Here is a 21,810-nt window from a genome sequence, read left to right on the forward strand (position 1 = left end):
CATACCCTGCTTTCAGCCGCCCCCCGCCAAGCCTTATAGTGGCTCCATTCACGTTTTTTCGAGATCCCCCATGAGTCAGGACACGCCGTACATTTTCGACGCCAGCACCGCCGACTTCGACCAGTCAGTGATCGAGAACTCGTTCCACAAGCCGGTGCTGGTGGATTTCTGGGCCGAATGGTGCGCGCCCTGCAAGGCGCTGATGCCGATGCTGCAACAGATCGCCGAGAGCTATCAGGGCGAGTTGCTGCTGGCCAAGGTCAACTGCGATATCGAGCAGGACATCGTCGCCCGCTTCGGCATTCGCAGCCTGCCGACCGTGGTGCTGTTCAAGGACGGCCAGCCGGTGGACGGTTTTGCCGGAGCGCAACCCGAGTCCGCGGTGCGCACCATGCTCGAACCCCATGTGCAGATGCCGCCGCCCAAGGCCGCCGATCCGCTGGAACTGGCTGAAGCGCTGTTCGCCGAAGGGCGCATCGCCGAGGCCGAAGCCACGCTGAAAGTGCTGCTGGGCGAAGACAACAGCAACGCCAAGGCGCTGATCCTCTACGCCCGCTGCCTGGCCGAACGCGGTGAACTGGGTGAAGCCCAGACCGTGCTCGACGCGGTCACCGGCGATGAGCACAAGGCCGCGCTGGCCGGGGCCAAGGCACAGATCACCTTTCTCAAGCAGGCCGCCGACCTGCCGGACAGCGCCGACCTGAAAAGCCGCCTGGCGCAGAACCCGCAGGACGACGAGGCGGTGTATCAACTGGCCATCCAGCAACTGGCGCGCCAGCAGTACGACGCGGCGCTGGATGCGCTGCTCAAGCTGTTTATCCGCAACCGCAGCTACAACGAAGGCCTGCCGCACAAAACCTTGCTGCAAGTGTTCGAACTGCTGGGCAACGATCACCCGCTGGTGACCACCTACCGCCGCAAGCTGTTCGCCGCGCTGTACTGATTCACCGCTGGATTGCAAGCAGGCTCGCCCAGGGCGAACCTGCTCAGCCCTCGCCTACTCGATCCAGCTGTAGAGCGGCGTATCGCCGCCGCTCACCACCTTGACCTGTGCGCTATGGCGCAGGCGCACCAACAGGCGCTTGCCCGCTGCGGCGCTGCCGGTCAGGCCTTCCAGTTGCTCCAGCAGGTCCGGGCCGCTCAATTGCCCGGCCTTGCGCAGCAAGTCCCTGGCGATCTGCCACAGCGCATCATCCTGGCTCACCGGCTTGGCCACAGCCGCGCCGCTTTCGGCCTTGGCCGTCGGCAACGGCGCCCCCAGCCGGGCACTCAACTGATCCCAGTCGGCCTCGTCCAGTTCCAGGGTCAAATCCACCGGCCATTCGCCGATGCTTCCTCGAATCCGCACCATCGCTCTGCTCCCGAATATTTCTGACGAGCATGCTCCCACGCGTCTTGCGCAACGCCAAGCAGGCGGTCAAACTCTCGCCACTCTTGTTATAAGATTACATAACATTTTTTTCATGTTCGCTCCCGGAGACTTGCCATGCGTCGTCTGTTGCTCGCCCTGCCGTTCGCTCTGTTGCCCCTGGCCATCGCTCACGCGGCCGAAAAACACGACCACGACCATGAGCACGGCAGCCTCGGAGCTCACGAGCATGGCGTGGCCCGTCTGAACGCGGCGCTGGACGGCCAGACCCTGGAGCTGGAACTGGAAAGCCCGGCGATGAACCTGGTGGGTTTCGAGCACGCCGCCAGCACCGACGCGGAGAAAGCCAAGGTCGCCGCCGTGCGGGCCCAGCTGGAAAAACCCCTGGCGCTGTTCAACCTGCCGCCTGCCGCCGGTTGCGTGGTAGCGCAACAAGAACTGGAAAGCCCGTTGTTCGGCGACAAGCCCGAGGATCACGATGAAGACCATGACGAAGCGAAGGACGCCAACGGCCACGAACATCACCACGAACACAGCGAGATCCATGCGCACTACCAGTTCACCTGTGCCACGCCGGGCGCGTTGAAAAGCCTGGATCTGGCCGGCGTGTTCAAGACCTTCCCCGCCACCCAGAAAATTCAGGTACAACTCATCTCGCCAAGTGGCCAGCAAGGCGTGGAAGCGACCTCCAAGGCCGCCAGCCTGAAGTTCTGACCCACCCACCCTGTAGGAGCGAAGCTTGCTCGCGATAGCGATATTTCGGCCAACAAATCATGCAAGCCGGACAACCGCCATCGCGAGCAAGCTTCGCTCCTACATAAGCACTCACTCATGACCCCATGCCCATGACCCAAGCACTGATCCAACTGTCCGACCTGGGCTTCAGCTGGCCCGGCCATCCGCAGTTGCTGGATATTCCGGCATTTCGCCTGGAAGCGGGTGAAACGCTGTTCCTCAAGGGCCCCAGCGGCAGCGGCAAGACCACCCTGCTCGGCCTGCTCGGCGGCGTGCAGAAACCCGACCGCGGCAGCATCCGCCTGCTGGGCCAGGAGCTGACCGAACTCTCCGCCGGCGCCCGCGACCGCTTCCGGGTCGATCACACCGGCTACATCTTCCAGCAGTTCAACCTGCTGCCGTTTCTTTCGGTGCGCGAAAACGTCGAGCTGCCCTGCCACTTCTCCAGATTGCGCGCCGGCCGCGCCGTACAGCGCCACGGCAGCGTCGACCAGGCGGCGGCCACTCTGCTCGCCCACCTAGGGTTGAAAGACCCCAACCTGCTAGGGCGGCGCGCCGACTCGCTGTCCATCGGCCAGCAACAACGGGTCGCCGCCGCCCGCGCGCTGATCGGCCAGCCGGAACTGGTGATCGCCGACGAGCCCACCTCGGCGCTGGACTACGACGCCCGCGAAGCCTTTATCCGCCTGCTGTTCGCCGAATGCCGCGAGGCCGGGGCCAGCCTGCTATTCGTCAGCCACGACCAGAGCCTGGCGCCGCTGTTCGATCGCAACCTGTCGCTGGCCGAACTCAATCGCGCCGCCACGCCCGCAGAGGTCTGAGATGTATCTGTTCCGTCTAGCCATGGCCAGCCTGGCTAACCGCCGCTTCACCGCGATCCTCACCGCCTTCGCCATCGCCCTGTCGGTCTGCCTGCTGCTGGCGGTCGAACGGGTGCGCACCGAAGCCCGCGCCAGTTTCGCCAGCACCATCAGCGGCACCGACCTGATCGTCGGCGCCCGCTCCGGCTCGGTGAACCTGCTGCTGTACTCGGTGTTCCGCATCGGCAACGCCACCAACAACATCCGCTGGGACAGCTTCGAGCACTTCGCCAATAGCCCGAAAGTGAAATGGGCGATCCCGATTTCCCTCGGCGACTCCCATCGCGGCTACCGGGTGATGGGCACCACCGAGGCCTACTTCGAGCACTACCAGTACGGCCACCAGCAGAACCTGCAACTGGCCAGCGGCCGCGAGTTCGCCAGCGATCCGTTCGAAGTGGTGCTGGGCGCCGAAGTCGCCGAGGCCCTGCATTACAAGCTCGGCGACAAGCTGGTGCTGGCCCACGGCGTGGCGGCCATCAGCCTGGTCAAACACGACGACAAACCCTTCACCGTGGTCGGCATCCTCAAGCGTACCGGCACCCCGGTGGACCGCACACTGCACATCAGCCTCGGCGGCATGGAGGCGATCCATATCGACTGGCATAACGGCGTGCCGGCCCAGGGCAACGGCCGCATCAGCGCCGACCAGGCGCGCAACATGGACCTGACGCCGCAAGCGATCACGGCCTTCATGCTCGGCCTGAACAGCAAGATCGCCACCTTCGCGGTGCAGCGCGAGATCAACGAATACCGCGGCGAACCGATGCTGGCGATCCTGCCAGGGGTCGCCCTGCAGGAGCTGTGGAGCCTGATGGGCACCGCGGAAAAGGCCTTGTTCGTGGTGTCGCTGTTCGTGGTGCTGACCGGCCTGATCGGCATGCTCACGGCGATCCTCACCAGCCTCAACGAACGCCGCCGGGAGATGGCGATCCTGCGTTCGGTCGGCGCCCGCCCCTGGCATATCGCGACCTTGCTGGTGCTGGAGGCCTTCGCCCTGGCGCTGTTCGGCGTGCTCGCCGGGCTGGGCCTTCTGTACCTGGGCATCGCCCTGGCCCAGGGTTATGTGCAGTCGACCTACGGCCTGTACCTGCCGTTGGCCTGGCCGAGCGAGTATGAGTGGACGCTGCTCGGCGGTATCCTGATCGCCGCCCTGCTGATGGGCAGCGTGCCGGCCTGGCGCGCCTACCGACAATCGCTGGCCGATGGCCTGTCCATCCGTTTATGAGGAACTCTAGTTATGAGGAGCTCCGGCATGCCCCGTGCCCTGCTTGCGCTGTTGATGCTGGTCGCCCTGCCGCTGTGGGCCGCCGAACCCCGGGACCTGGCCTGGTCGGAAATGATCCCGCCGGACGCGCCGGCAGAAGTACCGAACATGAAGCCGCTGCATGACCTGTCGCAGATGGGTGACGCCCTGGCCGCCGAGTCCGCCCCGGCGGCCAAGCAGGACATGCCCAACGCCCCGGTGGTGCAGAGCCTGGACGGCCTGTCGGTGCGCCTGCCCGGCTACATAGTGCCGCTGGAAGTCAGTGAGGAAGGCCGCACCACGGAGTTTCTGCTGGTACCGTATTTCGGCGCCTGCATCCACGTGCCGCCACCGCCGTCGAACCAGATCGTGCACGTGAAAAGCGAGGTCGGCGTGAAGCTCGACGAGCTGTATCAGCCGTACTGGATCGAAGGGCCGATGCAGGTCAAGGCGTCCACCAGCGAAATCGCCGACGCGGGTTACCAGATGGAGGCGCAAAAGATCTACGTGTACGAATTGCAGGAGTGAAACCACAGATCCTGCAGTACCGTCCGTGACCTCATCGCGAGCAGGCCTGCTCCTGCAAAAACAGCACAGTTGCCTGTAGCAGCGAGCTTGCCCGCGATCAGTTCCAGAGCCCCCCAGAGCCTCCCACTTCCCTTGCTCCCGCGCTGATCCGGTTTTCATTGAGCTGAGTCAAAGCCTGTTCCTTGACGATCCTTACCATTGGACCTAGCCAACTCGAATCGTCCTTTGGAGCTCCCATGCACAAGTCCCTGCTCAGCGCCTCCCTGTTCGCGCTCGCGCTCGCCGCCCCGATCGCCCACGCCCACGAAGCGGGCGACATCATCGTTCGCGCCGGTGCCATCACCGTCAACCCGAAAGCCGACAGCGGCGACGTCAAGGTCGACCGCGGCCCATTGGCCGGCACCAACCTCGGCGGCAAGGCGACCATGAGCAGCGACACCCAGCTGGGCCTGAACTTCGCCTACATGCTGACCAACAACCTCGGTATCGAACTGCTCGCGGCCACCCCATTCGAGCATGACGTGAAGCTCAAGGGCACCGCGCTGGACGCCGCCAACGGCAAGCTCGGTACCCTCAAGCACCTGCCGCCGACCCTGAGCCTGGTCTACTACCCGTTCGATCACAAGGCCGCCTTCCAGCCTTACGTGGGTGCCGGCATCAACTACACCTGGATCTATGACGAGCACGTCGGCAGCCGCGCCAGCGCCGCCGGTTTCGACAACTTCCGGGCGAAGAACTCCTGGGGCCTGGCCTGGCAGGTCGGTGCCGACTACATGCTGACCGACAACGTGATGATCAACGCCCAGGTGCGCTACGTCGACATCGACACCACCGCCTACGTGGACAACAACGCAGTCGCCGGCGGCACTCGGGCCAAGGTCGACGTGGACGTCGATCCATGGGTCTACATGGTCGGCCTGGGCTACAAGTTCTAAATCGGCCAGACAAAAAAAGGCGCCTGCAAAGGCGCCTTTTTTCATGGCTGGGGGAAAGCTCAGAGGCCCAGCAAACGTGCCAGCCCGACGCTCATCGGCGTCGGCTCGGGGAACTTGAAGCGCTGCAACAGGCGCTGGTTGTTCGCCCGCGAATGGCGAATGTCCCCCGAACGCGCCGGGCCGTAGCTGATCGGAGGCAACTGCCCCACCACCTCGCCCAGGGCCTCGAGCAATTGCTTGAGGGTGGTGGCCTGGTTCAGGCCGATATTCACCGCGCCGACTTCCAACTGCGGCATTTCCAGGGACTGCACCAGCACGTCCACCAGGTCTTCGACATACATGAAATCGCGGGTCTGCTCGCCATCGCCGAATACGGTGATCGGCAGGCCTTTCTGCGCGCGTTCGCAAAAGATGCTGATGACCCCGGAGTACGGCGAGGACGGATCCTGGCGCGGCCCGAAGATGTTGAAGAAGCGAAAGATCGCCGGCTCCAGGCCATGCTGGCGGCGATAAAAATCAAGGTAGTACTCGCTGGCCAGCTTGTCCGACGCATAAGGCGTCAGCGGCGCCTTGGGTGTGTCTTCGTCGATCGACTCGCCCTCGCCGTTGTTGCCATAGACTGCCGCGCTGGAAGCGAACAGCACACGCTTGACGCCGGCCTGGCGCATGGCCTCGCAGACGTTGAGGGTGCCGATGAAATTGCTCTGGTGGGTGCGCACCGGGTCGTCCACCGAAGCCTGTACCGAAGCGACCGCCGCCAGGTGCGCCACCGCACGGCAACCGCTCATGGCCTGTGCCACCAGGGCCGCATCGGCGACGTCGCCTTCGATCAGTTCGACCCGCGGGTTGTCCAGCGGCAGGTTGTCTGGTTTACCAGTGGACAGATCGTCGAGGATCCGCACCGAGTAGCCCTTGGCGAGCAAAGCGTCGGTCAGGTGCGAACCGATGAAACCGGCACCGCCGGTGATCAGAATTGGGCCATCAGCCATGACGATAAAACCTATCCAGTAGAGCCGGGAGTGCCGCGCGCCAGGCACGTGGCTTGATCCCGAAGGTGTGCAGAATTTTCTTGCAGGCCAGCACCGCGTGCTGCGGTTCTTCGGCGGCGTCCGGCCGGGCGGCGTGAGCCTGGGCGGTCGGCGCCTCGATGGCCAGCGGATGCAGGCCGCGGGCCTCGGTGAGGATCGCCTGGCCCAGCGCCAGAGGCGTGGTCGCCTCATGGCCGGCGTAGTGGTAAGTGCCCCACAGCGGCGCGGCGCAATCGAGTTGCTTGAGCACCGAGATGATCACCCGGGCGGCGTCGTCCACCGGCGTCGGGTTGCCCCGACGGTCGTCGGCCAGCAGCAGTTCTTCGGGTTGCTCGGCACGCGCCAGGAAACGCCCCAGGGTGCCGTCGGCGCTGTCATCCAGCAGCCAGCCGAAACGCAGCAGCACATGCTGCGGACAGGTGGCGCGCACATTCTGCTCGATTCGCCACAAGGCCTGGCCACGCAGGCCCAGCGGTACAGGTTCGTCTTTTTCGCTGTAGGCGGTGGCCCGCGAACCGTCGAACACGCGGTAGCTGGAAGGCTGCAGAAGAATGATGTTGTGATGCTGGCACAGCTCGGAAAGCCGCTCGACCGCCCGTTCCTGGCCGGCCAGACGGGCCTCGGGGACACTCTCCGCCTGGAACCAGTCGAAGTAGTAGGCAAGGTTGATCAAGGCATCCGGACGGGTGTCGTCGAGCAGTTGCGTCAGGCTCGCGGCATCCCAGCCGTCTTGCGGCGGACGGGGGGCGAGGAAACCGATGTCTTCCTCTGCACCGAGGCGAATCAGCGCCTGCCCAAGGGCATTTCCGCCGCCCAGTAACATAAGGCGCATTCGCATAGAGTCAGCAGGCCCAATCTGTTCGGAACGATGGTTTGAATCGGCCAGCCCCGCGGGCTTGGCCATGAATATTGCTCAGAATCGTTGCATTTTGCGGGTTTCCGGCGCAACCGTCACTGAGAAAGTGCAACGCAGCAAACCACACCGCTCTTTATAGCTGCTGGCGCCAGCGGCGATTGAACGCGCTGCCCGTGCCAGGGCTACCTGGAGTCCCGCACTCACGGGTTTGCGGGGCTACATAACCGGTTGCAGTCCGCGGCAGCGGCTACAAGGCAGACTTGCAACTTCGCCCCGGCGGTCGCATAACGTTGTGCATGAACCTTCCCCAGATCCCCGCCAACGCCCTGCCGGGTTTCCACCCCGCGGTCAGCGCCTGGTTCAACAACTGCTTCCCCGCGGCGACCGCTGCCCAGGCCCGGGCCTGGCCGCTGATCCGCCAGCGCCGTTCGACGCTGATCGCCGCGCCCACTGGCTCGGGCAAGACCCTGACCGCCTTCCTCGCGGTGATCGACGAACTGGTTCATCGCGGCCTGGAAAACGGCGGCACGCTGCCGGATCAGACCCTGGTGGTGTACGTCTCGCCGCTCAAGGCCCTGAGCAACGATATCCAGATCAACCTGCAGGACCCGCTGGCCGGGATTACCCAACAGCTCGAACGCATGGGCCTGCCGCAATTGCGCATCAGCACCGCGGTGCGCACCGGCGACACCCCGCAAAAAGACCGCAGCGCCATGCGCAAGAGCGCGCCGCATATCCTGGTGACCACCCCCGAATCGCTGTATGTGCTGCTGGGCTCGGGCTCTGGCCGGCAGATGCTCGCCAGCACCCGCACGGTGATAGTCGACGAGATCCACGCCATCGCCGCCAGCAAGCGCGGCAGCCACCTGGCCTTGAGCCTGGAGCGCCTGCAAGCGCTGTGCGGCGAGCCGCTGACGCGCATCGGCCTGTCGGCCACGCAGAAGCCCATTGAAGCGGTATCGCGCTTTCTGGTGGGCCATGAACGCCCCTGCGAGATCGTCGACATCGGCCACGCCCGGCCCCGGGACCTGGCCATCGAAGTGCCGCCCGTGCCGCTGTCGGCGGTCATGGCCAACGACGTCTGGGAGTTGGTCTACGAACGTATCGCCGAGCTGGCACGGGAACACCGCACCACCCTGGTGTTCGTCAACACCCGGCGCCTGGCGGAACGCCTGAGCCGCCATCTGAGCGAGCGCCTGGGCAAGGACGCGGTGGCCGCCCACCATGGCAGCCTGGCCAAGGAGTTTCGCCTGGACGCCGAACAGCGCCTCAAGCGCGGCGACCTGCAGGTGCTGATCGCCACCGCCTCGCTGGAGCTGGGCATCGATATCGGCGATGTCGACCTGGTGTGCCAGATCGGCTCGCCGCGCTCGATCTCGGCTTTCCTGCAAAGGGTCGGACGCTCCGGGCACCAGGTCGGCGGCACGCCCAAGGGCCGCCTGTTCGCCCTGACCCGCGACGACCTGATCGAATGTGCCGCCCTGCTCGACTGCGTGCGCCGCGGCGAACTCGACACCCTGCAGATCCCCAAGGCACCGCTGGATGTGCTGGCGCAGCAGATCGTCGCCGAAGTCAGCAATCAGGAATGGCAGGAGCAGCCGCTGCTGGAAATGATCCGCCGCGCCTCGCCCTACAGCGACCTCGACGAAGGGCATTTCCAGGCACTGCTGCGCATGCTCGCCGAGGGCTACAACGGTCGCCAGGGCATTCGCAGCGCCTATCTCCATCGCGATGCCGTCAATCGCAGCCTGCGCGGCCGCCGGGGCAGCCAGCTGACGGCGGTGACCAGTGGCGGCACCATCCCCGACAACGCCGACTACGCCGTGTTGCTGGAGCCCCAGGCGCTGAATATCGGCAGCGTCAACGAAGACTTCGCGGTGGAAAGCATCGCCGGCGATGTGTTTCAGTTGGGCAACACCTCGTACCGCATTCTGCGGGTGGAAACCGGCCGGGTGCGGGTCGAGGACGCCCACGGCCATCCGCCGACCATTCCGTTCTGGCTCGGCGAAGCCCCCGGGCGCAGTGCCGAACTGTCGTTTGCCGTGGCGCGCCTGCTGGCCCGGCTCGACGAACTGCTCGGCGCCACACCCGGCCACTTGCAGCCAGCCCTCGACTGGCTGGGCGACAGCCTTGGCCTGGACGCCGCCAGCGCCGAACAGCTGGTCGACTACCTGGCCCGCGCCCGCCAGAGCCTGGGCGCGCTGCCGTCCCAGGACACGCTGATCATGGAGCGCTTTTTCGATGAGTCCGGCGGCACCCAACTGATCATCCACACGCCGTTCGGCAGCCGGATCAACCGCGCCTGGGGCCTGGCGCTGCGCAAGCGCTTCTGCCGCACCTTCAACTTCGAACTGCAGGCCGCCGCCAGCGAAGACGCCATCGTGCTGTCGCTGTCCACCAGCCACAGTTTCGAGCTCGACGAAGTCTGGCGTTACCTGCACAGCAACAGCGCCGAACACATCCTGGTCCAGGCCGTACTGGATGCGCCGCTGTTCGGCGTGCGCTGGCGCTGGAATGCCGGTGTAGCCCTGGCGCTGCCGCGCTTTGTCGGCGGGCGCAAGGTGGCGCCGCAGATCCAGCGGATGAAAAGCGAAGACCTGATCGCCAGCGTGTTTCCCGACCAGATCGCCTGCCTGGAAAACCTCGCCGGCGAACGGCAGGTTCCCGACCATCCACTGGTGGAGCAGACCCTGGACGACTGCCTGCACGAAGCCATGGACAGCGAGGGCTGGCTGAAGCTGCTGCGGCGCATGGAGCGCGGCGAACTGCGCCTGATCAGCCGCGACCTGCCGGCGCCCTCGCCCCTGGCCGCGGAAATTCTCAGCGCCAAGCCATACACCTTCCTTGACGATGCACCTTTGGAGGAACGCCGGACCCAGGCCGTGCTCAGCCGCCGCTGGAGCGACCCCGAATCCAGCGACGACCTTGGCGCCCTGGATGCCGAGGCCATCCAGTCGGTGCGCGAGGAGGCCTGGCCCGCCCCCGGCAACCCGGATGAAATGCATGAAGCGCTGATGAGCCTGGCCTGCATCGACGAACACGAGGTCCAGGCCTACCCACGGTGGGCCGACTGGCTGCGAGCCCTGGCGGAAAGTGGCCGCGCCAGCCGGTTGCAGATCGGCGGCGAGCAGGTCCTGTGGCTGGCCGTCGAGCGCCTGGACTGCCTGCGGACGGTTTATCCACAGGCGCCGCTGCAACCACTCCTCGAGGCTCCGCCCGGCTTCGATGAGCAATGGCAGCGCGATGATGCGCTGGTGGAGGTGATTCGAGCCCGGCTCAGTGGCTTCGGCCCCTTGCCGCTGGAGAGTATCGCCGCGCCCCTGGGCCTGAGCGCCAGCGAGGTCGCCCAGGCCCTGGCGCAACTGGAGCGCGAAGGTTATGTGCTGCGCGGCCGCTTCAGCCCCGGCGAGGCCCGGGAGGAGTGGTGCGAACGGCATCTGCTGGCGCGGATTCATCGCTACACCGTCAAACGCCTGCGCCGGGAAATCGAACCGGTGTCGCTGCAGGACTTGATGCGTTTTCTGTTCGACTGGCAGCACCTGTCCAGCGCCACCCAGGGCCAGGGCAGCGCCATGCTGGCGCAGACGCTCGTCCAGTTCGAGGGCTATGCCGCCGCGGCCGGCGCCTGGGACAGCGACCTGTTGCCGGCGCGGATCAAGGATTACTCCGCCACCTGGCTGGATGAGCTGTGCCGCACCGGCAAGGTGGTCTGGAGCAGGCTCAGCGCGCCACACAAAACCACCGGTGCGACCCTGCGCAACACGCCGATCGTGCTGCTGCCCCGCAGCCAGGTCGCGCTGTGGAGTGGGTTGGGCGCGCAGCCCGACAGCAGCGAGCTGTCGCCCAAGGCGCAAAAGGTCCATGAGGCCCTGAGCCAGCACGGCGCCTTGTTCTTCGATGAGTTACAGCACGAAGCCCAGGTTCTGCGCACCGAACTGGAGATCGCCCTGCAGGAACTGGTGGCCGCCGGGCGGGTGAATGCCGACAGCTTCGCCGGCCTGCGCGCCTTGATCACCCCGGCCAGCAAGCGCCAGGCCCGCAGCAGCCGGCGCGGGCGCGGGGCGCTGGTCGGCGGCATGGACGATGCGGGGCGTTGGGCCCTGCTACGGCGTCCGTCGCAGGTGCTGGAGGGCGTCGACAGCCATGCGCAGGCAATCCCACCGGCCACCCTGGAACACATCGCCATGACCCTGTTGCGGCGTTATGGCGTGGTGTTCTGGCGCCTGTTGGAGCGCGAGGCCGACTGGCTGCCGAGCTGGCGCGAACTGTTGCGCACTTTCCATCGGCTGGAGGCCCGCGGCGAAATCCGCGGCGGGCGTTTTGTCAGCGGCCTGGCCGGCGAGCAGTTCGCCCTGCCCGAAGCCATCGCCCTGTTGCGCGAAGTTCGCCGACGCCCGCTGGATGGCAGCCTGATCGCGGTGTGTGGCGTCGACCCGCTGAACCTCGCCGGCACCCTGCTGCCCGGGCAGAAGGTCCCGGCCCTGGCCGGCAACCGGCTGGTGTACCGCGACGGCCTGCCCGCGGCCGCCGAGATCGCCGGCAAACAGCACTTCTGGCTGGACCTTGAGCCGCAGGCCAGCCTTGAGCTGCGGACCCGGTTGATTCGTCACTGACATCGGGCCGCGGGCTGCCTGGTACATCGCGTCGGCCTTATCGCGAGCAAGCTTCGCTCCTACAGAAGCCTGGTCATTCGATATTTGCTCGCAGGTCAAATATCAAATACCGAAACCGCTATTTTTCCGCACGAGTCGAATCCGGACACTGCGCTCCATTGTCAAATCCACCGGAGTTGCAGCCATGCCCATTGCCTTGCTCGCGCTGACCCTCAGCGCCTTCGCCATCGGGACGACCGAATTCGTCATCGTTGGCCTGTTACCCACCATCGGCGCCGACCTCGGCGTCAGCCTGCCGTCCGCCGGGCTGCTGGTCAGCCTCTACGCCCTCGGTGTCGCCGTCGGCGCGCCGGTGCTCACCGCGCTGACCGGCAAGGTCCCGCGCAAACTGTTGCTGCTGTTGCTGATGGTGCTGTTCACCCTCGGCAACCTGCTGGCCTGGAAAGCGCCCAGCTATGAGTCCCTGGTCCTGGCGCGCATCGTCACCGGCCTGGCCCACGGCGTATTCTTCTCCATCGGCTCGACCATCGCCACCAGCCTGGTGCCCAAGGAAAAAGCCGCCAGCGCGATTGCCATCATGTTCACCGGGCTGACCGTGGCCCTGGTCACCGGCGTGCCGCTGGGGACCTTTATCGGCCAGCATTTCGGCTGGCGCGAAACCTTCCTCGCGGTATCCGCCCTGGGGGTGATCGCCTTTATCGGCAGCCTGATCTACGTGCCGAAAAACATCGCCCACAGCAAACCGGCGTCCCTGCTGCAACAACTGCAAGTGCTGAAACAACCACGCCTGTTGCTGGTGTACGCCATGACCGCGGTGGGCTACGGCGGCTCGTTCATCGCCTTCACCTTCCTCGCGCCGATTCTCCAGGACATTTCCGGCTTCAGCGCCAGCACCGTCAGCCTGGTGCTGCTGGTCTACGGCATCTCGGTCGCCGTGGGCAACATCTGGGGCGGCAAGCTGGCGGACAAGCGCGGCCCGATCAGCGCCTTGAAGATCATCTTCGCCCTGCTGGCCGGCGTGCTGTTGCTGCTCACCTTCACCGCCGGCAACCCTTGGCTGGCGCTGGCCACCGTACTGGTGTGGGGCGCCGTGGCCTTCGGCAACGTGCCGGGCCTGCAGGTCTACGTGGTACGCCAGGCCGAACACCACACTCCGCAAGCGGTGGACGTGGCCTCGGGCCTGAACATCGCCGCCTTCAACCTCGGCATCGCTGGCGGCGCCTGGGGTGGCGGCCTGATCGTCGCCCACCTGGGGCTGATCCACACCGCCTGGATCGGTGGCCTGGTGGTACTGGGCGCCCTGGCCCTGACCGCCTGGAGCGGTCGCCTGGATCGCCTCGGCCCGGTGTACACCGAGCCGGCCGAGGGTTCGAACCGGGTGGTGGTCGGGCACTGAGCCCGCCGGCAGCGCCCAACCAGAAAAGCGCAGCCCTGACCGGCTGCGTTTTTTTATGCCCGGTCGTAGAGGGCCGCGCTTGCCTGGGGGATGGTGGATAGCGGTTGGCCTGAGCCAACGCGGAGGCTGGTTTGGCAGCCGCTGCGCGGCCTCTCGCGAGCAAGCTCGCTCCTACAGGATGAAAAGTGCCGTCCGTAGGAAGACCGAAACTTTCCCGTCAGCCGGGCAGTCATCAAAAGATAGAGGCGGTTCGGAGAGCATCAGACAGGAGCGAACATGGCGGCGATTCATATCGGTATTTCCGGCTGGCGCTACAAGCCCTGGCGTGGTGACTTCTACCCCGAGGGGCTGATGCAGAAGCGCGAGCTGCAATTCGCTTCCCGCGCAGTCAACAGCATCGAAATCAACGGTTCGTTCTACGCGCTGCAGCCCCCCGAGCGGTATGCCGACTGGTATGCCGATACCCCCAAGGACTTCGTGTTCAGCGTCAAGGCGCCGCGCTACATCACTCATATCCTGCGGCTGCGGGATGTGCACAAGCCGATCGCCAACTTCTTCGCCTCGGGCGTGCTGGAGCTCAAGAACAAGCTCGGCCCGATCCTCTGGCAGTTTCCGCCGAGCTTTGAGTTCGACGCCGAGCTGTTCGGCGCCTTTCTCCAGCAATTGCCCGCCGATACCGAACAGGCCGCCGCCCTCGCCCGCCAGCACGAACCCCACCTGAACGGCCAGGCCAGCACCAAGGCCTACGGCAAAAGAGCCATGCGCCATGCCGTGGAAATCCGCCATGAGAGCTTTGCCGTGCCCGAATTCACCCACCTGCTACGCCAGCACGGCGTGGCGCTGGTGGTGGCCGACACCGCCGGCAAGTGGCCCTATTGCGAGGACCTGACCGGCGATTTCGTCTACCTGCGGCTGCACGGCGACAAGGCGCTGTACGCCAGTGGCTATACGCCCCAGGCCCTGAAGCGCTGGGGCGACCGGATCGAGACCTGGCACAGCGGCAAACAACCCGCCGATGCCCGGCTGATCGACGCCCGGCACACCCCCAGGCCCCGCAAGAGCCGGGAGGTGTTCTGCTATTTCGACAATGACCTCAAGGTCCGCGCGCCCTTCGACGCCCGTCGGTTGCTGCAGCGCTTCGGGCTCGACAAGACGCTGGCGACGGCGCCCGGCGAGCCCGCCGCGCCAGGGGTGCTGCCATGAGCCATGACGAGTCGGCCAACAGCCCGCCGTCCGCGCTGGAGCTTGTCGCCGCGCGCCGCTTCACCGTGCTGACGATCAATACCCACAAGGGGTTCACCGCCCTGAACCGACGCTTCATCCTGCCCGAGCTGCGCGAGGCGGTGCGCAGCGTGGCCGCTGACGTGGTGTTCCTGCAGGAGGTGCACGGCGCTCACGACCAGCATCCGCAGCGCTATAACAACTGGCCGAGCATGCCGCAATACGAGTTTCTCGCCGACAGCATCTGGCCGCAGTTCGCCTATGGGCGCAATGCGGTGTACCCGGCGGGCGACCACGGCAATGCGCTGCTGTCGAAATTCCAGATCATTCGCTACGACAACCTCGACATCTCCCTGTCCGGGCACGAAAGCCGCGGCCTGCTGCATTGCGTGCTGCGCCTGCCCGGCGATGCTCTGGAAGTGCATGCCATCTGCGTGCATCTGGGGTTGCGCGAAAGCCATCGCCAGCAACAGCTGGATCTGTTGCTGCAACTGATCGCCGAGCTGCCCGCCGACGCGCCCTTGATCGTCGCCGGCGACTTCAACGACTGGCGGCTACGTGCCGATGCGCGGCTTGTACCCAGCGGCTTGCGGGAGGCCTTTGTCAGCCTGCATGGCAAACCGGCGCGCAGCTTCCCCGCGCGCCTGCCCCTGCTGCGGCTGGACCGGATCTACGTGCGTCACCTGAAAATCCACCGCCCCCAGGTACTGGCCTCCCATCCCTGGTCCCATCTCTCCGATCACGCACCGCTGTCGGTCGAGGTCGAGCTATGAACGACATGCCCCTGGAAAAAACCACGGTGGACAGCCTGCCCGATGCGGGGCTGGCCCACGAACCGCCACGGATGGACCTCGAATACGGCTGGCACAGCAACAACCGGGTGGTGCTGCTGGAAAATGGCGAGGCGTACTTCCCCCGGGTGTTCGAAGTCCTGCGCCAGGCGCAGAACGAGATCCTGCTGGAGACCTTCATCCTCTTCGAGGACAAGGTCGGCCATGAGCTGCACCGCATCCTGATCGAAGCCGCACAACGCGGCGTGCGAGTCACCGTCAGCCTCGACGGCTTCGGTTGCGGAGTCTTGAGCACCGAGTTCCTTGCCGCCATGAGCAACGCCGGGGTGCGCTTGCAGATATTCGACCCGGTGCAGCCGATCTTCGGGGTGCGCACCAACTGGTTCCGCCGCCTGCATCGCAAGATAGTGGTGGTCGACGGCGCCATCGCCTTTGTCGGCGGGATCAACTTCTCTGCCGATCACCTGGCCGATTTCGGCCCCCAGGCCAAACAGGATTACTCGGTAGAGATCCAGGGGCCGGCGGTGGTGGATATCCACCATTTCGCCCTGCTGCAAGGCGACCGCCCGGCTCGCGCCCGCTACTGGTGGCAACGTCGTCGGCAGCGCCGCGCGGAGCTGGCCCTGACCGACCATGACGGCCAGGTACGCCTGGTCTATCGCGACAACCGCCAGCACCGCAGCGATATCGAAGAGGTCTACCGCCTGGTGCTGCGCGGGGCCCGGCAACGAGTGGTGATCGCCAATGCCTACTTCTTCCCCGGCTACCGGCTGCTGCGCGAGATCCGCAACGCCGCGCGCCGTGGCGTCGAGGTGCGGCTGATCCTGCAGGGCGAGCCGGACATGCTGGTGGCCAGGCTGGCGGCACGCATGCTCTACGACTACCTGATCAAGGATGGCGTGACCATCTACGAATATTGCGAGCGGCCGCTGCACGGCAAGGTGGCGCTGGTGGACGACGACTGGAGCACCGTGGGCTCGAGCAATCTCGACCCGCTGAGCCTGTCGCTGAATCTGGAAGCCAATGTGCTGATCCGCGACCGGGCGTTCAATCGCGACCTGTTCGAGCGCCTCGACCGGCTCAGCCGCGACCACTGCCGGGTCATGCCGGCCATGGGCGCCAGCCGCGGCCGCTTGTGGCGACTGACCGTAGGCTTTCTGGTGTTCCACGCACTGCGCCACTTCCCGGCCTGGGCCGGTTGGCTGCCCGCGCGCAAGCCGCAATTGAAACCCTTCGGCCAGACCGACACCGGGCAGGATTCGCGTCATGAGCCGCACTGACGCCCCTGGCTCGACGCGCGCCGTGCCGCACTCCCGGTCGCGCTGGCAACGCCTGAAGAAACCGCTGACCGTCGCCTTCTTCCTGCTGCTGATCCTGCTGTTCACCCTGCTGGCCCGGCGCATCGACTGGAGCGAGGTGCTCGGCACCCTGGCCGACTTCAAGGTGCGCACCCTGGTCATCGCCGCGGCCCTGACCCTGGCCAGCTTCCTGGTCTACGCCTGCTTCGACCTGATCGGTCGCACCTACATCCGGCAGAACCTTGGCTGGCGGCAGATCCTGCCGGTGGGGTTCATCAGCTACGCCTTCAACCTCAACCTCAGCGCCTGGGTTGGCGGGATCGCCATGCGCTATCGGCTGTACTCCCGGCTCGGGGTGAGCACTGGCAATATCGCCAAGGTCCTCGGCCTGAGCCTGGCTACCAACTGGCTCGGCTACATGGCACTGGCCGGCACGGTGTTTGCCAGCGGCCTGGTGCGGATGCCGCCTGGCTGGAAGCTCAGCAGCGATGCCTTGCAGGGGGTGGGCGTCCTGCTGTTGGTGCTGGGCGTGGGTTACCTGGCGGCCTGTCGGTTTTCCCGCCGGCGCGAGTGGTCGATACGCAGCGTCGAGATCAATTTGCCCTCGCTGCGCATGGCCCTGCTGCAACTGGCGCTGGGCGCACTTAACTGGTCGCTGATGGCGGCGGTGATCTTTACCCTGCTGCCCAGCAAACTCGATTACCCACTGGTGCTCGGGGTACTGCTGATCAGCAGCATCGCCGGGGTCATCACCCACATTCCGGCGGGGCTCGGGGTGCTGGAGGCGGTGTTTATCGCTCTGCTGCAACATGAGGTATCCCGTGGCAGCCTGCTGGCCGGGTTGATCGCCTACCGAGCGATCTACTTCATCCTGCCGCTGCTGATCGCGTTGCTGATGTACCTGGCGGTGGAAGCCAAGGCCAAGGCATTGCGCGTGGAGAAGAAGCCGCGCAAAGGCAACTGAGGCTATCGCGACAAACGCGCACGTTCCTCTCCAGAAGCGGGCTTTCGCTGCCATTCAACCAACGCCCCCAACTGTCGCGACTGAATGATGCTCAAGCACTCCCCCACATCCAGTCCACCAGGATCGAGGTGCAGGCCTGCTGCGACACCGGATCGCTCAGGGCATGGGCACACCAAGGTCATGGAAGGGCCAATGTCCCATGGATAAGCCGCCTGTGGCACAGCTGCCTGTTTTATCTTTGCACGACCCGCGGGGTCAGCCCTGCTCTGCTCGCGCCAGCGGTGTCGGCGGAGTCACGCCGAAACGCGTGCGATATTCACTGGGCGCAAGCCCGGTGATCTTCTTGAAGGTGGCGCGGAACGCCCCCGGGTCCTGGTAACCGACCGTCCAGGCGATATGGTCGATGGTGCCGTTGGTGAACTCGAGCATTTCCCGTGCCTTGCCCACCCGCAAGTGCTGGCAATACTCGGTGGGCTTGAGCCCGGTGGCGGCCCGGAAGCGCCGCAGGAAGGTGCGCTCCTCCAGCCCGGCCTGCTGCGCCATGACGGCGAGGGAAACGTCCACCGCGCCATTGGCCTGCAGCCAGTGCTGCACCTTGAGGATCGCCGCGTCGCCGTGGCCGAAGATCGGCGCGAAATTACTGCCGCACTGGCTGGCGCTGTCGCTGTGTTCGATCACCAGGAAACGCGCGGTGCCGCTGGCGATGCTCGGGCCCAGCAGGCGGTCGACCATGCGCAGCCCCAGTTCGGACCAGGCCATCAGGCCGGCGGTGGTGATCAGGTCGCCATCGTCGACGATCGGCTTGTCGGCGTTCAGGCGGATGTTCGGGTAGCGCTCGGCGAACTGCTTCGCCGAGGTCCAGTGAGTGGTGGCGCTGCGGCCGTCGAGCAGGCCACTTTCGGCCAGCAGGATCGAGCCGACACAGACCCCGCCCAGGGTCGCGCCCTTGGCATGTTGCTGGCGCAGCCATTGGGTCAGCGCCAGCGGTGCCTGCGCCTGGGAGAAACCGGCTACCGAAGGTGGAATCAGCACCGCCAGCAACGGACCGTCAGCCCCAGGATGGCTGTCGTACACCCGCACGGGCGCCTGGTCGGCCTGTGCCTGCCAGTGGCTGATGCGCAACAGTGGCAATTGCGCGCTGCATTGTTCGGCAGCAATACGGTTGGCGACCCCGAACAGGTCGGTCAAGCCATGCACCGCCGCCATCTGTGCGCCGGGATAGATCAGCACGCCCAGTTCGGCGACTGCGCTTTCCATACCCATTGTCAGTTTTCCCCCTTCTATTGTCGGTGCGGCCAATCCTCGACCGGCCTACCGGAGCCAATACTGGACTCCACAGCCAACCACTACTTCAGAGGAAACACCCATGGCCAAGCAAGCGCTCATCGTAGTCGATATCCAGAACGACTACTTCCCCAACGGCAAGTGGCCCCTGGTCGGGGTCGAAGCCGCCGCTGACAACGCCGCGCGGCTGATCCAGGCCTTCCGTGACAGCGGCCAGCAGGTGGTGCATATCCGCCACGAATTCACCTCCGACAGCGCGCCGTTCTTCACCCCCGGCTCCAGCGGCGCGCAACTGCACGCCAAAGTCACCAACCGCGCCGACGAACCGGTGGTGCTCAAGCACTTCGTCAACTCATTCCGCGAAACCGAGCTCGAAGCCATTCTCGACCAACACGGCATCGAACAACTGGTGGTGGTCGGCAGCATGAGCCACATGTGCATCGACGGCGTCACCCGCGCCGCCGCCGACCTGGGTTACGACGTCACGGTGATCCATGACGCCTGCGCCACCCGCGACCTCGAATTCAATGGTGTGGTAGTGCCGGCGGCCCAGGTGCATGCCGCGTTCATGTCGTCCCTGGGGTTCGCCTACGCCAGCGTGGTGCCCACCGATGAGTTTCTGGCGGGCAGCCGCTGATTCTGTCGGGCCGTTCCTTGCGGGGACCTCGTCCCCGGCACCGAACTCGCGATAGATGGAAAGCAAAAAGCCCGTAGCGTTTGCGCGCTACGGGCTTTCTTCATGCCGTTGCCGAGAGGGCTCTCTTAGAACGGAATATCGTCATCGAAGCTGTCGTCGAAGTTCTGCGCCGGCTGTGGCGAGGACTGCTGAGGCGCTGGACGCGATTCGCGTTGTGGCGCCTGCGAAGGCTGCGGACGCGACTGCTGCGGACGTGGCGCGGAGTTGCCCATGCCCTGGCCCTGGTCGCCCTGTGGACGGCCGCCCAGCAGCTGCATGGTGCCCTGCATGTCGACGATGATTTCAGTGGTGTAACGCTTGATGCCGTCTTTTTCCCACTCGCGGGTCTGCAGCTTGCCTTCGATGTAGACCTGCGAACCTTTGCGCAGGTACTCGCCGGCGATTTCCGCGACCTTGCCGAACATCGACACACGGTGCCACTCGGTCTTCTCGACCTTCTGACCGGTCTGCTTGTCGGTCCATTGTTCGCTGGTGGCCAGACTCAGGTTGGTCACGGCGTTACCGTTAGGCAGGTAGCGAACTTCAGGATCCTGGCCGCAAGTGCCGACCAATATGACTTTGTTAACCCCACGGGCCATAACGTTCTCCTAGGCTTCGCACGCCGATCGGGCTGGGTTGACCAGCTGCTCGAGGGTCGCGCGATCCAATAATTCGGTGTCCAATTTGATGTAAATGGCGGCTTCTTCGGCCACCATCACTGCATCTGTTACCCCAACAACGGCCTTCAGGCGCTCGACCAGACCGGCTTCGCGGATCGCTTCGGGCGATAACGGCAAGCGCAGGCTCGTCACGTAAGGTGGTTCGCGCATGGTAACAGCAAAGGCCAACCACAGGGCAGCAAGTCCTGCACACCCCAGGAACACAACCGACAAACCGCCATGCTGGAACAACCAGCCGCCGAGAATGCCACCCAGCGCCGAACCGAGGAACTGGCTGGTGGAATAGACCCCCATGGCCGTGCCCTTGCCGCCGGCCGGTGAAACCTTGCTGATCAGCGACGGCAGCGAAGCTTCCAGCAGGTTGAACGCGGTGAAGAACACCACCGTGCCGATCACCAGCGCCTGCAGGCTGTCGCCGAACTCCCAGAAGAATAGCTCGGTGAGCAGCAGCGTACTGACCGCGCCCAACAGAACTCGTTTCATTTTGCGTTTCTTCTCGCCGTAGATGATGAACGGGATCATGGCGAAGAAGGAGATCAACAGCGCGGTGAGGTAGACCCACCAGTGCTGTTCCTTGGGCAGGCCGGCTTTTTCCACCAGGGCCAACGGCAAGGCGACGAAGCTCGACATCAGCATCGCGTGCAACACGAAGATACCAAGATCCAGGCGCAGCAGGTCCGGATGCTTGAGCGTCGGCAACAGGGCCTGGCGCGCGACCCCGGACTCACGGTGCTGCAACGGGCCGGTCGAGTGCGGCACCATGAAGACGACGATGAAAATACCCAGCAGCGCCATGCCGCCGGTGGCGAAGAACAGCCCGGACAAACCGAAAGCGCGGGTCAGCAGCGGGCCGGCCACCATGGCCACGGCAAAGGACAGGCCGATGGTCATGCCGATCATGGCCATGGCCTTGGTGCGGTGCTGCTCGCGGGTCAGGTCCGACAACAGCGCCATGACCGCCGCGGAAATCGCCCCGGCGCCCTGCAGGATGCGCCCGGCGATCACGCCCCAGATCGAATCGGCGTTGGCCGCCAGCACACTGCCCAGGGCAAAGACGATCAACCCCAGGTAAATCACCGGACGACGACCGATACGGTCGGAAATGATCCCGAACGGGATCTGGAAAATCGCCTGGGTCAGGCCGTAAGCGCCGATCGCCAACCCGATCAGGGCCGGGGTCGCTCCTGCCAGATCCATCCCATAGGTCGCCAGGACCGGCAACACCATGAACATGCCAAGCATACGGAAGGCGAACACCAGGGCCAGACCGCTTGCCGCGCGGGTCTCGGCGCCACTCATGCGCTCGCTGTGGGGATCATGCATGGAAAAA

Annotated in this window: 19 protein-coding genes and 1 pseudogene; 13 read left to right on the forward strand and 7 right to left on the reverse strand. The window is 65.3% G+C overall.

The window, feature by feature from the left end; translation table 11 throughout:
• The first annotated feature begins 70 nt into the window (after positions 1-70).
• Positions 71-943: a thioredoxin gene (trxA, locus tag C4K38_RS28555; protein WP_053281114.1), complete on the forward strand. Its 873-nt coding sequence runs from the start codon at positions 71-73 to the stop codon at positions 941-943.
• A gap of 54 nt (positions 944-997) precedes the next feature.
• On the opposite strand, the gene C4K38_RS28560 is transcribed toward trxA, so the two are convergent.
• Positions 998-1,351 carry a hypothetical protein gene (locus C4K38_RS28560; protein WP_053281115.1) on the reverse strand — a complete coding sequence of 118 codons (354 nt, stop codon included), beginning with the start codon at positions 1,349-1,351 and terminating at the stop codon, positions 998-1,000.
• A gap of 135 nt (positions 1,352-1,486) precedes the next feature.
• On the opposite strand from C4K38_RS28560, the gene C4K38_RS28565 reads away from it, so the two are divergent.
• The 5 genes from C4K38_RS28565 to C4K38_RS28585 all read left to right on the forward strand — a co-directional run bounded on the left by C4K38_RS28565 (position 1,487) and on the right by C4K38_RS28585 (position 5,673).
• Positions 1,487-2,083 carry a DUF2796 domain-containing protein gene (locus C4K38_RS28565; RefSeq protein WP_053281116.1) on the forward strand — a complete coding sequence of 199 codons (597 nt, stop codon included), beginning with the start codon at positions 1,487-1,489 and terminating at the stop codon, positions 2,081-2,083.
• A gap of 131 nt (positions 2,084-2,214) precedes the next feature.
• Positions 2,215-2,925 carry an ABC transporter ATP-binding protein gene (locus tag C4K38_RS28570; RefSeq protein ID WP_053281117.1) on the forward strand — a complete coding sequence of 237 codons (711 nt, stop codon included), beginning with the start codon at positions 2,215-2,217 and terminating at the stop codon, positions 2,923-2,925.
• A 1-nt stretch (position 2,926) separates the two neighbouring features.
• Entirely contained in the window at positions 2,927-4,192 is a 1,266-nt protein-coding gene (locus tag C4K38_RS28575; protein ID WP_038635565.1) for an ABC transporter permease, read from the forward strand.
• 27 nt (positions 4,193-4,219) lie between these two features.
• Positions 4,220-4,738, forward strand: a complete 519-nt coding sequence (locus C4K38_RS28580; RefSeq protein ID WP_025807811.1) for a DUF3299 domain-containing protein — start codon at positions 4,220-4,222, stop codon at positions 4,736-4,738.
• A 236-nt stretch (positions 4,739-4,974) separates the two neighbouring features.
• Positions 4,975-5,673 (forward strand): OmpW/AlkL family protein, encoded by a 699-nt coding sequence (locus C4K38_RS28585; RefSeq protein ID WP_053281118.1) that lies wholly within the window; start codon positions 4,975-4,977, stop codon positions 5,671-5,673.
• A gap of 59 nt (positions 5,674-5,732) precedes the next feature.
• Here C4K38_RS28585 and C4K38_RS28590 read toward each other — a convergent pair whose 3' ends face one another.
• Complete coding sequence (locus C4K38_RS28590) at positions 5,733-6,662, reverse strand: UDP-N-acetylglucosamine epimerase PgnE (protein WP_053281119.1); 930 nt, start codon at positions 6,660-6,662, stop codon at positions 5,733-5,735.
• On the reverse strand, positions 6,655-7,539 hold the full coding sequence (locus C4K38_RS28595) for a sugar nucleotide-binding protein (protein ID WP_053281131.1): 885 nt from the start codon (positions 7,537-7,539) through the stop codon (positions 6,655-6,657). Before C4K38_RS28595 ends, C4K38_RS28590 begins: the two co-directional genes overlap by 8 nt.
• Positions 7,540-7,853: 314 nt before the next feature.
• Here C4K38_RS28595 and C4K38_RS28600 point away from each other — a divergent pair, with 314 nt between their 5' ends.
• From C4K38_RS28600 to C4K38_RS28625, 6 genes are all read left to right on the forward strand, one after another.
• Positions 7,854-12,170 carry a DEAD/DEAH box helicase gene (locus C4K38_RS28600; RefSeq protein WP_053281120.1) on the forward strand — a complete coding sequence of 1,439 codons (4,317 nt, stop codon included), beginning with the start codon at positions 7,854-7,856 and terminating at the stop codon, positions 12,168-12,170.
• A gap of 184 nt (positions 12,171-12,354) precedes the next feature.
• A complete protein-coding gene (locus tag C4K38_RS28605; RefSeq protein WP_053281121.1) occupies positions 12,355-13,566 on the forward strand; it encodes an MFS transporter in 1,212 nt (403 codons plus the stop codon).
• Between the two features lie 276 nt (positions 13,567-13,842).
• On the forward strand, positions 13,843-14,769 hold the full coding sequence (locus tag C4K38_RS28610; RefSeq protein WP_053281122.1) for a DUF72 domain-containing protein: 927 nt from the start codon (positions 13,843-13,845) through the stop codon (positions 14,767-14,769).
• Positions 14,766-15,560 (forward strand): endonuclease/exonuclease/phosphatase family protein, encoded by a 795-nt coding sequence (locus C4K38_RS28615; protein WP_053281123.1) that lies wholly within the window; start codon positions 14,766-14,768, stop codon positions 15,558-15,560. Before C4K38_RS28610 ends, C4K38_RS28615 begins: the two co-directional genes overlap by 4 nt.
• A complete protein-coding gene (clsB, locus tag C4K38_RS28620; RefSeq protein ID WP_053281124.1) occupies positions 15,557-16,858 on the forward strand; it encodes a cardiolipin synthase ClsB in 1,302 nt (433 codons plus the stop codon). Before C4K38_RS28615 ends, clsB begins: the two co-directional genes overlap by 4 nt.
• Positions 16,845-17,840 (forward strand): lysylphosphatidylglycerol synthase domain-containing protein, encoded by a 996-nt coding sequence (locus C4K38_RS28625; protein WP_053281125.1) that lies wholly within the window; start codon positions 16,845-16,847, stop codon positions 17,838-17,840. Before clsB ends, C4K38_RS28625 begins: the two co-directional genes overlap by 14 nt.
• A 74-nt stretch (positions 17,841-17,914) precedes the next feature.
• On the opposite strand, the pseudogene C4K38_RS28630 reads toward C4K38_RS28625, so the two are convergent.
• Together C4K38_RS28630 and C4K38_RS28635 are read right to left on the reverse strand one after the other, a co-directional pair.
• Positions 17,915-18,006 (reverse strand): annotated as a pseudogene (locus C4K38_RS28630) (alpha/beta hydrolase); the annotation flags it as partial.
• An 89-nt stretch (positions 18,007-18,095) separates the two neighbouring features.
• Complete coding sequence (locus C4K38_RS28635; protein WP_053281126.1) at positions 18,096-19,103, reverse strand: GlxA family transcriptional regulator; 1,008 nt, start codon at positions 19,101-19,103, stop codon at positions 18,096-18,098.
• Positions 19,104-19,206: 103 nt separating this feature from the next.
• Here C4K38_RS28635 and C4K38_RS28640 point away from each other — a divergent pair, with 103 nt between their 5' ends.
• Entirely contained in the window at positions 19,207-19,761 is a 555-nt protein-coding gene (locus tag C4K38_RS28640; protein ID WP_053281127.1) for a cysteine hydrolase family protein, read from the forward strand.
• A gap of 125 nt (positions 19,762-19,886) precedes the next feature.
• Here C4K38_RS28640 and C4K38_RS28645 read toward each other — a convergent pair whose 3' ends face one another.
• Both C4K38_RS28645 and C4K38_RS28650 read right to left on the reverse strand, forming a co-directional pair.
• Entirely contained in the window at positions 19,887-20,399 is a 513-nt protein-coding gene (locus C4K38_RS28645; RefSeq protein ID WP_009045846.1) for a single-stranded DNA-binding protein, read from the reverse strand.
• A gap of 9 nt (positions 20,400-20,408) precedes the next feature.
• Positions 20,409-21,803, reverse strand: coding sequence for an MFS transporter (locus C4K38_RS28650; protein ID WP_053281128.1), 1,395 nt, complete (start codon positions 21,801-21,803; stop codon positions 20,409-20,411).
• Between the last annotated feature and the right edge of the window lie 7 nt (positions 21,804-21,810).

It is taken from the genome of Pseudomonas chlororaphis subsp. piscium (assembly GCF_003850345.1).
GTDB lineage: Bacteria > Pseudomonadota > Gammaproteobacteria > Pseudomonadales > Pseudomonadaceae > Aquipseudomonas > Aquipseudomonas piscium.

Excerpts from the sequence above, each read along its gene's own strand:
- trxA (WP_053281114.1), top strand. The coding sequence starts at position 71 with ATGAGTCAGGACACGCCGTACATTTTCGACGCCAGCACCGCCGACTTC.
- C4K38_RS28560 (WP_053281115.1), bottom strand. The coding sequence starts at position 1,351 with ATGGTGCGGATTCGAGGAAGCATCGGCGAATGGCCGGTGGATTTGACC.
- C4K38_RS28565 (WP_053281116.1), top strand. The coding sequence starts at position 1,487 with ATGCGTCGTCTGTTGCTCGCCCTGCCGTTCGCTCTGTTGCCCCTGGCC.
- C4K38_RS28570 (WP_053281117.1), top strand. The coding sequence starts at position 2,215 with ATGACCCAAGCACTGATCCAACTGTCCGACCTGGGCTTCAGCTGGCCC.
- C4K38_RS28575 (WP_038635565.1), top strand. The coding sequence starts at position 2,927 with ATGTATCTGTTCCGTCTAGCCATGGCCAGCCTGGCTAACCGCCGCTTC.
- C4K38_RS28580 (WP_025807811.1), top strand. The coding sequence starts at position 4,220 with ATGCCCCGTGCCCTGCTTGCGCTGTTGATGCTGGTCGCCCTGCCGCTG.
- C4K38_RS28585 (WP_053281118.1), top strand. The coding sequence starts at position 4,975 with ATGCACAAGTCCCTGCTCAGCGCCTCCCTGTTCGCGCTCGCGCTCGCC.
- C4K38_RS28590 (WP_053281119.1), bottom strand. The coding sequence starts at position 6,662 with ATGGCTGATGGCCCAATTCTGATCACCGGCGGTGCCGGTTTCATCGGT.
- C4K38_RS28595 (WP_053281131.1), bottom strand. The coding sequence starts at position 7,539 with ATGCGAATGCGCCTTATGTTACTGGGCGGCGGAAATGCCCTTGGGCAG.
- C4K38_RS28600 (WP_053281120.1), top strand. The coding sequence starts at position 7,854 with ATGAACCTTCCCCAGATCCCCGCCAACGCCCTGCCGGGTTTCCACCCC.
- C4K38_RS28605 (WP_053281121.1), top strand. The coding sequence starts at position 12,355 with ATGCCCATTGCCTTGCTCGCGCTGACCCTCAGCGCCTTCGCCATCGGG.
- C4K38_RS28610 (WP_053281122.1), top strand. The coding sequence starts at position 13,843 with ATGGCGGCGATTCATATCGGTATTTCCGGCTGGCGCTACAAGCCCTGG.
- C4K38_RS28615 (WP_053281123.1), top strand. The coding sequence starts at position 14,766 with ATGAGCCATGACGAGTCGGCCAACAGCCCGCCGTCCGCGCTGGAGCTT.
- clsB (WP_053281124.1), top strand. The coding sequence starts at position 15,557 with ATGAACGACATGCCCCTGGAAAAAACCACGGTGGACAGCCTGCCCGAT.
- C4K38_RS28625 (WP_053281125.1), top strand. The coding sequence starts at position 16,845 with ATGAGCCGCACTGACGCCCCTGGCTCGACGCGCGCCGTGCCGCACTCC.
- C4K38_RS28635 (WP_053281126.1), bottom strand. The coding sequence starts at position 19,103 with ATGGGTATGGAAAGCGCAGTCGCCGAACTGGGCGTGCTGATCTATCCC.
- C4K38_RS28640 (WP_053281127.1), top strand. The coding sequence starts at position 19,207 with ATGGCCAAGCAAGCGCTCATCGTAGTCGATATCCAGAACGACTACTTC.
- C4K38_RS28645 (WP_009045846.1), bottom strand. The coding sequence starts at position 20,399 with ATGGCCCGTGGGGTTAACAAAGTCATATTGGTCGGCACTTGCGGCCAG.
- C4K38_RS28650 (WP_053281128.1), bottom strand. The coding sequence starts at position 21,803 with ATGCATGATCCCCACAGCGAGCGCATGAGTGGCGCCGAGACCCGCGCG.